This window comes from Kitasatospora sp. NPDC051984, from assembly GCF_044593455.1.
GTDB lineage: Bacteria > Actinomycetota > Actinomycetes > Streptomycetales > Streptomycetaceae > Kitasatospora.
In genome coordinates this window covers 1-9595 of sequence record NZ_JBIUCB010000030.1, presented here as the reverse complement: position 1 = coordinate 9595, position 9595 = coordinate 1, and the positions used below count along the sequence as shown (strand labels likewise).

13 protein-coding genes are annotated in these 9595 nt (G+C 72.9%); 8 read left to right on the top strand and 5 right to left on the bottom strand.

The window, feature by feature from the left end:
- The first annotated feature begins 219 nt into the window (after window positions 1-219).
- Window positions 220-861 (top strand): NAD(P)-dependent oxidoreductase, encoded by a 642-nt coding sequence (locus ACIHEI_RS33435; RefSeq protein WP_396609350.1) that lies wholly within the window; start codon window positions 220-222, stop codon window positions 859-861.
- Here the strand turns inward: ACIHEI_RS33435 and ACIHEI_RS33430 are convergent.
- Complete coding sequence (locus ACIHEI_RS33430; protein WP_396609349.1) at window positions 855-1262, bottom strand: hypothetical protein; 408 nt, start codon at window positions 1260-1262, stop codon at window positions 855-857. The two genes, ACIHEI_RS33435 and ACIHEI_RS33430, sit on opposite strands and share 7 nt — an antisense overlap.
- Window positions 1263-1318: 56 nt before the next feature.
- Window positions 1319-2101, bottom strand: coding sequence for a dioxygenase (locus ACIHEI_RS33425; RefSeq protein WP_387863579.1), 783 nt, complete (start codon window positions 2099-2101; stop codon window positions 1319-1321).
- 107 nt (window positions 2102-2208) lie between these two features.
- Here ACIHEI_RS33425 and ACIHEI_RS33420 point away from each other — a divergent pair, with 107 nt between their 5' ends.
- A complete protein-coding gene (locus ACIHEI_RS33420; RefSeq protein WP_387863576.1) occupies window positions 2209-2673 on the top strand; it encodes a MarR family winged helix-turn-helix transcriptional regulator in 465 nt (154 codons plus the stop codon).
- Between the two features lie 38 nt (window positions 2674-2711).
- On the opposite strand, the gene ACIHEI_RS33415 is transcribed toward ACIHEI_RS33420, so the two are convergent.
- Window positions 2712-3806, bottom strand: coding sequence for a WD40/YVTN/BNR-like repeat-containing protein (locus ACIHEI_RS33415; protein WP_396609348.1), 1095 nt, complete (start codon window positions 3804-3806; stop codon window positions 2712-2714).
- A gap of 162 nt (window positions 3807-3968) precedes the next feature.
- Here ACIHEI_RS33415 and ACIHEI_RS33410 point away from each other — a divergent pair, with 162 nt between their 5' ends.
- Window positions 3969-4724 carry a pirin family protein gene (locus ACIHEI_RS33410; RefSeq protein ID WP_396609347.1) on the top strand — a complete coding sequence of 252 codons (756 nt, stop codon included), beginning with the start codon at window positions 3969-3971 and terminating at the stop codon, window positions 4722-4724.
- 181 nt (window positions 4725-4905) lie between these two features.
- Here the strand turns inward: ACIHEI_RS33410 and trxA are convergent, their stop codons facing one another.
- The gene (gene trxA / locus ACIHEI_RS33405; protein WP_387645326.1) at window positions 4906-5286 is read right to left on the bottom strand and encodes a thioredoxin; all 381 of its coding nucleotides are present in this window, start codon (window positions 5284-5286) and stop codon (window positions 4906-4908) included.
- Between the two features lie 221 nt (window positions 5287-5507).
- Between trxA and ACIHEI_RS33400 the strand changes: the two genes are divergently transcribed.
- From ACIHEI_RS33400 to ACIHEI_RS33380, 5 genes are all read left to right on the top strand, one after another.
- The gene (locus ACIHEI_RS33400; protein WP_396609346.1) at window positions 5508-6062 is read left to right on the top strand and encodes a hypothetical protein; all 555 of its coding nucleotides are present in this window, start codon (window positions 5508-5510) and stop codon (window positions 6060-6062) included.
- Window positions 6063-6344: 282 nt separating this feature from the next.
- The gene (locus ACIHEI_RS33395) at window positions 6345-6833 is read left to right on the top strand and encodes a sigma-70 family RNA polymerase sigma factor (protein ID WP_392948718.1); all 489 of its coding nucleotides are present in this window, start codon (window positions 6345-6347) and stop codon (window positions 6831-6833) included.
- Window positions 6830-7549 carry an anti-sigma factor family protein gene (locus ACIHEI_RS33390; protein WP_396609345.1) on the top strand — a complete coding sequence of 240 codons (720 nt, stop codon included), beginning with the start codon at window positions 6830-6832 and terminating at the stop codon, window positions 7547-7549. Before ACIHEI_RS33395 ends, ACIHEI_RS33390 begins: the two co-directional genes overlap by 4 nt.
- A gap of 82 nt (window positions 7550-7631) precedes the next feature.
- On the top strand, window positions 7632-7796 hold the full coding sequence (locus ACIHEI_RS33385; RefSeq protein WP_387645315.1) for a hypothetical protein: 165 nt from the start codon (window positions 7632-7634) through the stop codon (window positions 7794-7796).
- A gap of 31 nt (window positions 7797-7827) precedes the next feature.
- Window positions 7828-8073, top strand: coding sequence for a DUF1876 domain-containing protein (locus tag ACIHEI_RS33380; protein ID WP_392948166.1), 246 nt, complete (start codon window positions 7828-7830; stop codon window positions 8071-8073).
- Window positions 8074-8143: 70 nt separating this feature from the next.
- On the opposite strand, the gene ACIHEI_RS33375 is transcribed toward ACIHEI_RS33380, so the two are convergent.
- Window positions 8144-9349 (bottom strand): NAD(P)/FAD-dependent oxidoreductase, encoded by a 1206-nt coding sequence (locus ACIHEI_RS33375; protein WP_396609344.1) that lies wholly within the window; start codon window positions 9347-9349, stop codon window positions 8144-8146.
- Window positions 9350-9595 lie beyond the last annotated feature (246 nt).

Sequence of the window (9595 nt, the reverse complement as noted above, 5' to 3'; positions counted from 1 at the left end):
CGGCCCCGCGCAGTGGTTTGCGTCCCCGCTCCCGGCCCCGCGCAGCGGTTTGCGTGCCTGCTCCCGCCCCCGCGCAGCGGCTTGCACTCCCGCTCCCGGCCCGCACCCCCGTTTCCGGCCCCGCGCAGCGGTTTGCGCAGCGGGTTTCGTTGCCGGGCCGGTGGCCGGCGCCGTGGTCTGATGGGGGGTCGGGCTGGTGGAGCGGGAGGCTGGTCGGGTATGCGGGTGGTGGTGGTCGGGGCCAACGGGGAGATCGGTCGGTGCGTGGTGACCGAGGCGCTGGCGCGGGGGCATCAGGTGACGGCGGTGGTGCGGCGGCCGGAGGAGTACCAGGGGCTGGCGATCAGCGTGGAGCGCGGGGACGTGCTGGACCCGGCGGACGTGGCGCGGGTCGCGGCGGGAGCTGACGTACTGGTGAGCGCGGTCGGCGGCGGGGACGGCCCGGGCCGGGGCCGGCTGATCGAGCCGGCCGCGCACGCGCTCGTCGCCGGCCTGCGTCAACTCGCCGACCAGGCCCCGAGGTTGCTGGTGGTCGGCAGTGCCGGCAGCCTGACCACCCCGTCCGGCACCCGCCTGTGGGACGACCCGTCCGTGTCACCGCGCCAGCTGGAGATGATGCGGGCGCACGGCCGCGCACTGGAGTACCTGCGTACCGTAAGCGACCTGGACTGGACGGTACTCAGCCCGCCCCAGAGCCTGCTGCCCGGCGAACGCACCGGTGTCTACCGCACCGCCACCGACGACCTGGTCGCCACCCCGGACGGCCTGTCCACCATCTCCCTCGCCGACCTCGCGACCGCCCTGGTGGACGAACTGGAATCGCCCCGGCACCACGGCGAACGCTTCACCTGCGGTTACTGAGGGCCGGGCAGCAGCGGGGCGGAGCCGACGCAGGGGCTGGGCCGCGGCCCGAATTCGTCCGCCGCCGTCCGCTCCGCCGCCACCTGGACCACCAGTCCGACCGCGGCCAGCGGCATTACCAGCCACAGCATCGGATGCCCGCGACTCGGCCGAGGACCCCGTCGGCGCATCACCACGACCAGCTGGACCAAGCCCCAGATGGTCCCCACCGCGCTCAGCACCAGCCCCACCACGGCGAGCACCATCACGTACTGCGGCACCCCCGGCCCGTCCAGACAACGCCGGGCCAGGTCCGTCACCTCGGCGTCGGCAGGGAACACCACGGCAGTGCACGCCCAACCGACGACGACGGCCACCAGGACGTGACGGGCCCGGAACCACCACGCCCGGTCATCGGTCACGGTGAACCCCCTCCGGCGGGTCATCCTGCCAGAGGGCCGGAGGGGGCGGCGGGCGGTCAGCCGAGTTGGATCGAGCGCTTGGCGAGGCCCATCCAGAAGCCGTCGATGACGCTGCGCTGGTCGCCGAGGTCGGCCTCGCCTGCGCCGAGGGTGACGAAGAGGGGGGCGAAGTGTTCGGTGCGGGGGTGGGCGAGGCGTCCGGCGGGGGCCTTGTGTTCGAAGTCGAGGAGGGCGTCGAGGTCGCGGGCCTCGAGGGCGCGGCGGCCCCAGTCGTCGAACTCGGCCATCACGGAGCTGATTCGGCCGTCGGGGGAGAGGGCGCGCAGGTTGTGGGTGAAGAAGCCGGAGCCGACGATCAGGACGCCCTCGTCGCGCAGCGGGGCGAGTTTGCGGCCGATCGCCAGCAGTTCCTGCGGGTCGAGGGTGGGCAGCGAGATCTGCAGGACGGGGATGTCGGCGCCGGGGTACATCTCGACCAGCGGGACGTACGCGCCGTGGTCGAGGCCGCGGTCCGGCACGTCCTGCACGGGGGTGCCGGCGGTGCGCAGCAACTTGCGGACGGAGTCGGCGAGTTGGGGTGCGCCGGGGGCGGCGTACCGCACCTGGTAGTAGTGCTCGGGGAAGCCCCAGAAGTCGTACACCAAGGGGATGGTCCGCACCGCGCCGATCGCCAGCGGCGCCTCCTCCCAGTGTGCGGAGACCATCAGGATCGCCTTGGGGCGGGGCAGGTCGGCGGACCAGGCGGCGAGCTGGCCGGGCCAGATCGGGTCGTCGGCGAGCGGGGGCGCGCCGTGCGAGAGGTAGAGAGCGGGCATGCGCTCGGGGGTGGCGGTGCTCATGGGTCCGTCCTCCTGGCTTGGGCGCCTCGTGTGGTTCAAATTTGAACCGAACGCTTTCGACGGTACACCTGAGTTCAAATTTGAACAACCGGAGTAGGATGCGGGACATGGACGAACCCCGCTGGCTCGACGAGACCGAGATGGCCGCCTGGCGCGGATTCGTCGAGGCCACCAACCTGGTCGCCCGCCGACTGGAGCGCCAGCTCAAGGAGGACGCGGGGCTGTCGCACACCCAGTACGAGATCCTGGTGCAGCTGTCCGCCGTGCCCGGCGGCTCGCTGCGGATGACCGACCTGGCCGACCGGCTGGTCACCTCCAAGAGCGGCCTGACCTACCAGGTGACCCAGCTGGAGAAGGCCGGACTGGTCGGCCGCCGCTCCTGCGCCAGCGACGTGCGCGGCGTGTTCGCCGAACTCACCGAGCAGGGCCGGCAGGCGCTGCGGGCCGCCGCCCCGGGGCATCTCGCCGCCGTCCGCGAAACGCTGATCGACGTGCTCACCCCGGAGCAGTTGGCCGCGCTGGCCGACAGTCTCGGCACCGTCGCCGACCGCCTGCGCGCCGCCGACGCCTGAACCGTCCGTCCGGCCGCCGCCTGAACCGACCGTCCCCGTTAAACCATCGCGGCGCGCACGCAGAGCACGTCCGGCAGGTGCGAGGTGAGCAGCGACCAGCTCTCGCCGCCGTCGGCGGAGCCGTACACCTCGCCGTTGCGGTTGCCGAAGTAGACGCCCGCCGGGTCGGCGTCGTCGGTGCACAGGGCGTCGCGCAGGACGACGCCGTAGTGGTTCTCGTGCGGCAGGCCGGTCTCCAGCGGTTGCCAGGTCTCGCCCGCGTCGGTGGTGCGGAAGACCCGGCAGCGGCGTTCCACCGGCAGGCGGGCGTAGTCGGCGTCCAGCGGGAACAGGTACGCGGTGCCCGAGGTGTGCGGGTGGGCGGCGACGCCGAAGCCGAAGTCTGCGGGCAGGTCTCCGGAGATCGACTCCCAGGTCCGGCCGGTGTCGTCGCTGCGGTACACCCCACCGTGGTTCTGCAGGTACAGCCGGTCGGGATCGGCCGCGTCCCGGGCCATCTTGTGGACGCACTGGCCGTACTCGGGGAAGCGGTCCGGCAGGAAGTCGGCCCGGATCCCGGTGTTGGACGGCTCCCAGCTGCGCCCGCCGTCGGTGGTGCGGTAGACGCCGCCGGAGGAGACCGCCACCGTCAGGACGTCCGCGTCGCGCGGGTCGGTGACCACGGTGTGCATGCCCTGGCCGCCGAAACCGGCGCCCCAGTGCTCGCGCTGCGGGTGGTCCCACAGGGCGTCGACCAGGGAGAACGACTCGCCGCCGTCGGTGGAGCGGAACAGCGCGGCCGGCTCGGTGCCCGCGTACACCACGCCCGGCGCCTCCTCGCCGGCCGGCTGCAACTGCCAGACCCGCTCCAGCGAGGCGCCCGTCCGCTCCGGGAAGCGCACCGCCGGCTTCGACGGCTCCTGCCAGCTCGCGCCGAGGTCGTCCGACCACCAGACCGACGGGCCCCAGTGGCTGCTGTCCGCTCCCACCAGCAGTCGGGTGCGCCCGCCCCGGCGGTCGATGCCCACCGAGTAGATCGCGTTCATCTGGAAGTGCGGGCCACTGAACTCCCACTTCTCGCGGCCCGAACTGCGGCCCAGGAAAAGGCCCTTCTGCGTGCCGACGGCCAGCAGGACTTCCCGTACGTCGCTCATCGTGAACCATCCGGAACTCGGTTGTGCGCGGTCCCGCAGCAGTCTCCTCCGGGGGTCCGACAGTCGCACGGCAGCGCGCCGCGACCGCCGGGCGGGCGCGGCGGAATGCGCGGGCGGGCGGAATGGTTTATGATTCAACAACAGCCCACGAAGGAGGACCCGATGGCATCCACGATCGACCTGCGCCGCGCCGACCAGCGCTTCCACACCCGCGCCGGCTGGCTGGACTCCAAGCACTCCTTCTCGTTCTCGCGCCACTGGGACCCGGCCAACACCCACTTCGGCCTGCTGCTGGTCTCCAACGACGACATCGTCGCCCCCGGCACCGGGTTCGAGACCCACCCGCACCGGGACATGGAGATCATCACCTGGGTGCTCGACGGCGGCCTGGTCCACCAGGACTCCGAAGGCCACAACGGCGTCATCTACCCGGGTCTCGCCCAGCGGATGAGCGCCGGCACCGGCATCCTGCACAGCGAGAAGAACGACTCCTGGACCATCACCGGCGAGCCGCAGCACCAGGACCCGGTCCGCTTCATCCAGATGTGGACCATCCCGGACGCCGCGGGCATCGACCCCGGCTACGAGCAGCTCGACATCAACGACCAGCTCGTCCAGGGCGGTTGGACCACCCTCGCGTCCGGCATGAGCAAGCACTCCAACCAGCGGGCGATCGGCATCCGGCAGAAGCACGCCGCGCTGCACGTCGCACGCATCCGCCCGAACGAGACGCTGGAACTCGCCACCGCCCCGTTCGTCCACCTCTACGTGGCGCGCGGCGAGGCCGCCGTCGAAGGCGCCGGACTGCTGCGCGAGGGCGACGCCCTGCGCATCACCGGCGCCGAGGGCCAGCGGGTCACCGCCGGTCCGGACGGGGCCGAGCTGCTCCAGTGGGAGATGAACGCCACCCTCAACTGAGGCCACCCGCAAGTCCCGTCGAGCGCTTTCGAGCGCCCGGCGGGCCTTTCGTGCTGTCCGGACGGCATTGTTCTCGCCTTGCCCGGCCTGCTGGGCTTCACGCGGGCAGCACGAAGGGGCGCCGGGAGATTCCCGGCGCCCCTTTCGTGGCGTCATGCCGTCAACCGACGTGCGGTGTACGTCAGTTCTGCTTGGCGTTCTGCGCCGCCACGCCGGCGTGCACCTCCGCCATGTCGAGCTTGCGGGCCTGGCCGATCAGGTCCTCCAGGGCCGCCTCCGGGAGCGCGCCCGGCTGGGCGAAGACCAGGACACCCTCGCGGATGATCGCCAGCGTCGGGATCGACCGGATCTCGAACGCCGCCGCGAGCTCCTGCTGCGCCTCGGTGTCGACCTTCGCGAAAGTGATGTCCGTGTGCTTCTCGGCAGCCCGCTCGAAGACCGGCGCGAACTGGCGGCAGGGACCGCACCAGGCCGCCCAGAAGTCGATCAGGACGAACCCCTTGCCGTCCTCACCCTGGACCACCTCGTCGAAGTTGTCCTTGGTCAGTTCCACCGTGCTCATCGCCGCCACCTGCCTTCCACAGCCGGGTCTTTCCCTAGCGGGCCCGCTCCCGGACCCACGCCCGCCTCAACCCTGCCACCTGCGGAACTATTCCGGGCGACCCGACTCCCGCTGAACGTTCAGGACCTGCCGTACGTACCCCCGGGCGAACCGGTCGAACCCCGGGGCCCGGCAATCCGGCGGCCCGGCCGACCGCACCCCTCCCGGACGGGAGCAAGCCAATGACCATCACCGGCCGAACGGCCCCCAGCGGCCGCCGCGTCACCATGCTCGCCGCCGGTGCCCTGGCCGCTGCCGCACTGATCGCCGGCTGCGGCAGCGGCGGCGGCGGAAGTTCTTCCTCGACCATGCACTCCGGCAGTCAGACCCAGGCCACGACGCTGATGACCGAGCACAACGGCACCCTCGGCACCCTGGTCACCGACGGGCAGGGGTTCACCCTGTACCGCTTCGACCAGGACACCAACAACCCCTCGGCCACGCACTGCACCGGCGACTGCGCCACCCTCTGGCCGCCCGAACTCACCACCGGCAGCGGCGCGCCCGCCCTCAAGGGCATCGACGCCAAGCTGGTCTCCACCGTCACCCGCCCCGACGGCACTCATCAAGTCACCCTGAACGGCTGGCCGTTGTACCGCTACACCCCCGACACCAAGCCAGGCCAGACCAACGGCCAGGGCGTCGGCGGCACCTGGTGGGCGACCACCCCGACCGGCGACAAGGCGATGCCGATGGCCGGCTCGGGGCCGAGCATGCCGTCCGGCGGCGGGTACTGAACGGGCACCGGAATGGTGGCCGGAGCCGAGGGAGTGCGGCGCGGGCGCCCGCGCCGCACCCCTGGCACGGTTATCGACACCGGCCGGGCCGGACTTGAGAACCCCGGCCCGCCGCGCGCCCCGCACCGGCAGCCGCGCGCCCCGCACCCGCCGTCCCGGATCGACCCGCGGCCGCACCCGCGCGAGGATGGCGCCGTGGCCGAGCACCCCCGCACCACCGGTCACGACGGCGCCGCGACCGGCCGGACCCGTCCCACCGGTCCCGCCGCCGAGGACCGGCTGATGCGCGTCCTGTACCGCGAGCACGCGCGCCCGCTGTACGGGATGGTGCTGCACCTGGTCGGCGGCGACCGCCAGCGCGCCGAGGACGTCGTCCAGGAGACCCTGGTCCGCGCCTGGCGGCACCTGGACCGGCTCGACACCGACCATGGCAGCCTGCGGCCCTGGCTGGCCACCGTCGCCCGGCGGATCGTCATCGACGGCCGGCGCGGCCAGAGCGCCCGGCCCCGCGAAGTCCCCGACGGCGAGCTGGAACGGATCCCCGCCGAGGACGAACTCGACCGCGTGCTGCGGCTGATGACACTCACCGACGCACTCGATTCGCTGTCCGAGGCGCACCGCGGCGCGATCACCGAGACGTATCTGCGCGGACGCACCGCCACCGAGGCCGCCGCCGTCCTGGGCGTCCCGCCCGGCACGGTCCGGTCCCGGCTCTACTACGCTCTGCGAGCCCTCCGGCTCGCCCTGGAGGAACGGGGAGTGACACCATGACCACCCCCGGCGCCCATGAGTACCCCGATCCGCACCAGGACCTCGCTGCCCACCTGCTCGGTGTGCTCGAACCCGAGCAGGAGGCCCGGTTCGCCGCCCATCTCGCGCACTGCCCGCGCTGCACCGCCGAGGCCGCCGAGCTCGGCCCCGTCACCGAGCTGCTGGCCGAACTCGCGCCCGCCGCGAGCCCGGAGCCGGTGGCCGTGGTCGCGGAGCCGGACGAGCCGCCGCCCGAGCTGCTGAACCGGCTGGCCGGGCAGGTGGTGGCCGAGCGGCGGCGCGCCCGGGTGCGGCGGCTGGTGCTGGCCGCGGTGGCGGCGATCCTCGCGCTGGGCGGCCCCGCGGTCACCTGGGCGCTCACCGAAGGACCTCAAGTCGCCGTCGCGGCGCAGCAGTTCAGCGCCACCGACGCGAACTCCGGGGTGTCCGCCACGGTCGGCGTCGACCCGGCCGCCTGGGGCAGCCGGGTCACCCTCGACCTCGGCCACCTGTCGGGCCCGCAGAGTTGCAGCCTGATCGCCGTCGGCACGGACGGATCCCACCAGACCGTGACCAGCTGGACCGTCCCCGCCACCGAGTACGGCGGCCACACCCAACTGCGCACCGGCGGCGGCACCGGGCTGGCCCCGTCGGCGATCGCCCGCTTCGAGGTGCACTCCGGCACGGCCGTCCTGGTCACCGTCCCCGTGCACCCCGCGCTGCCCGCCCAGCGGTGAGCACCCGGGCGCGGCACACTGGTTGATGAGGAGGCCACGCGGGCCCGGGAGTCGCCCGCCGCGGGGCGCGTGGACGGCCGAGATGCACCCGATCCCCCTGCTCTGCCCGCGCTGCGGACAGCCCCAGCAGGTCATCCACATCGACGACCCGCACCACCCGATCCGGGTGGTGCACACGGAGACCGGCCGCGAGGACTGCGAACCGGCCTCCGAGGAGCCCACCACGGCGAACCAGCCGGAAAGCTGAACACCCTGTACCCACCCGGGAGGTGGCGGCCATGAAGACGCTGGTCGGATGGCACATCGAGATGGAGTTCGAGGAGGACGGCAACCGCACCAAGGCTGCCGCGATGGTCCGCCTCGCCGACGGAACGGAGGTCCGCGCACACGGCTACTCCACCCGTCACCACGCCGACCGCCCGCAGCTGCGGGTCGGTGAGGAGGTCGCCGGGGCCCGCGCCCTGAACGACCTCGCCATGCAGCTGCTCACCAAGGCCCACGAGGAAGTCAGACAGCCCAACTGACCACGAGGGAGTCAGACAGCCCAACTGACCACGGGGGAGTCAGACAGCCCAACTGACCTGACCGGCCCCGTCAGATCCCGGTCAGTGGCACGGCCGGGTCCGCCAGCCGCTCCGGGTCCACACCGCGCCCGGAGCGGACCAGTTCGCGGATCGGGTCGGTCACGTCCCACACGTTGACGTTCATGCCGGCCAGCACCCTGCCGCCGGACAGCCAGAACGCGATGAACTCCCGCCCGGCGACGTCACCGCGGAACACCACCCGGTCGTAGCCGCCGGGCTCCGCGTACCCCGTGTACTCCATGCCCAGGTCGTACTGGTCGGTGAAGAAGTACGGCACCCGGTCGTACACGGCGTCCTTGCCGAGCATCGCGGCCGCGGCGACGGTCGGCTGGTTCAGCGCGTTCGCCCAGTGCTCGACCCGGATCGGCTTCCCGAACAGCGGGTGGAAAGCGTTTGCCACGTCGCCCGCCGCGTAGATGTCGGGGTGCGAGGTCGCCAGGTGCTGGTCGGTGCGGACGCCGTTGTCGACGGTCAGCCCGGCCTGCTCGGCGAGTGCCGTGTTCGGGCTGATGCCGACGCCGACCAGCAGCACATCGGCGGGCACCGTGCTGCCGTCGCCCAGCCGGACGCCGTCCGCCCGCAGCTCCGCCACCTTGACGCCGAACCGCAGGTCCACGCCGTGCGCGCGGTGCAGGTCGGCGAAGACCTGCGCGACCTCCCGGCCGAGGACGCGCAGCAGCGGCAGCTCGGCCGCCTCCAGCACCGTGACCTCCGCCCCCGCGGTGCGGGCCGCGGCCGCCGCCTCCAGGCCGATCCAGCCCGCGCCGACGATCACCACCCGGGCGCCGGGCTTGAACGCCGCTTTCAGTCGCTCGCTGTCGCCGACCCGCCGCAGGGTCTGCACGAAGTCCCCGTCGCCGCCCGGCACGGGCAGCGTGCGCGGCGAGGAGCCGGTGGTCAGCAGCAGCTTCGAGTACGGCAGGCGGTCGCCGCCCTCGACGGTGACAGTGTGCGCGGCCGGGTCGATCGCCGTGGCCGCGACGCCCAGCCGCAGGGTGACGTCGTGCTGCTGGTACCAGTCGGCGGGGTGGACGTAGATCTTCTCCCGCTCCTCCTTCCCGAGCAGGTACCCCTTGGAGAGCGGCGGCCGTTCGTACGGCCGCTCGCTCTCGTCGCCGACCAGGGTGATCGGCCCCCCGTAGCCCTCCGCGCGCAGCGCCTCGGCCGCCTTCGCCCCGGCCAGGCTTGCCCCGATGATCACGATTCCGGTGTCCATGCCCAATCTCCTTCCCGCCATCCGGCTTCCCCGACCATGGCACCGCCACTCCCTCGGCCGGGGGACCCGCGCCGGGCGGGGGCCGTGCGGGGATCCGCCCGCGAGGCGGAGCGCGATCCGGCCGGGACGTCGTCCTCGGCCCTCTCTTCCGGATCTTGCCGGGCGCGCGACGCCGGATCATCCCGCCTGGAAGCACCGGCAAAACATCCAAGTACACCCAGTACGAGGACGTTTCGCCGGCACTCC

Bases quoted from the DNA above. Each gene is read 5' to 3' on its own strand.
- ACIHEI_RS33420 (WP_387863576.1), top strand. From the start codon at position 2,209: ATGGACGAACCCCGCTGGCTCGACGAGACCGAGATGGCCGCCTGGCGC.
- ACIHEI_RS33375 (WP_396609344.1), bottom strand. From the start codon at position 9,349: ATGGACACCGGAATCGTGATCATCGGGGCAAGCCTGGCCGGGGCGAAG.
- ACIHEI_RS33400 (WP_396609346.1), top strand. From the start codon at position 5,508: ATGACCATCACCGGCCGAACGGCCCCCAGCGGCCGCCGCGTCACCATG.
- ACIHEI_RS33410 (WP_396609347.1), top strand. From the start codon at position 3,969: ATGGCATCCACGATCGACCTGCGCCGCGCCGACCAGCGCTTCCACACC.
- ACIHEI_RS33425 (WP_387863579.1), bottom strand. From the start codon at position 2,101: ATGAGCACCGCCACCCCCGAGCGCATGCCCGCTCTCTACCTCTCGCAC.
- ACIHEI_RS33415 (WP_396609348.1), bottom strand. From the start codon at position 3,806: ATGAGCGACGTACGGGAAGTCCTGCTGGCCGTCGGCACGCAGAAGGGC.
- ACIHEI_RS33390 (WP_396609345.1), top strand. From the start codon at position 6,830: ATGACCACCCCCGGCGCCCATGAGTACCCCGATCCGCACCAGGACCTC.
- trxA (WP_387645326.1), bottom strand. From the start codon at position 5,286: ATGAGCACGGTGGAACTGACCAAGGACAACTTCGACGAGGTGGTCCAG.
- ACIHEI_RS33385 (WP_387645315.1), top strand. From the start codon at position 7,632: ATGCACCCGATCCCCCTGCTCTGCCCGCGCTGCGGACAGCCCCAGCAG.
- ACIHEI_RS33380 (WP_392948166.1), top strand. From the start codon at position 7,828: ATGAAGACGCTGGTCGGATGGCACATCGAGATGGAGTTCGAGGAGGAC.
- ACIHEI_RS33435 (WP_396609350.1), top strand. From the start codon at position 220: ATGCGGGTGGTGGTGGTCGGGGCCAACGGGGAGATCGGTCGGTGCGTG.
- ACIHEI_RS33395 (WP_392948718.1), top strand. From the start codon at position 6,345: ATGCGCGTCCTGTACCGCGAGCACGCGCGCCCGCTGTACGGGATGGTG.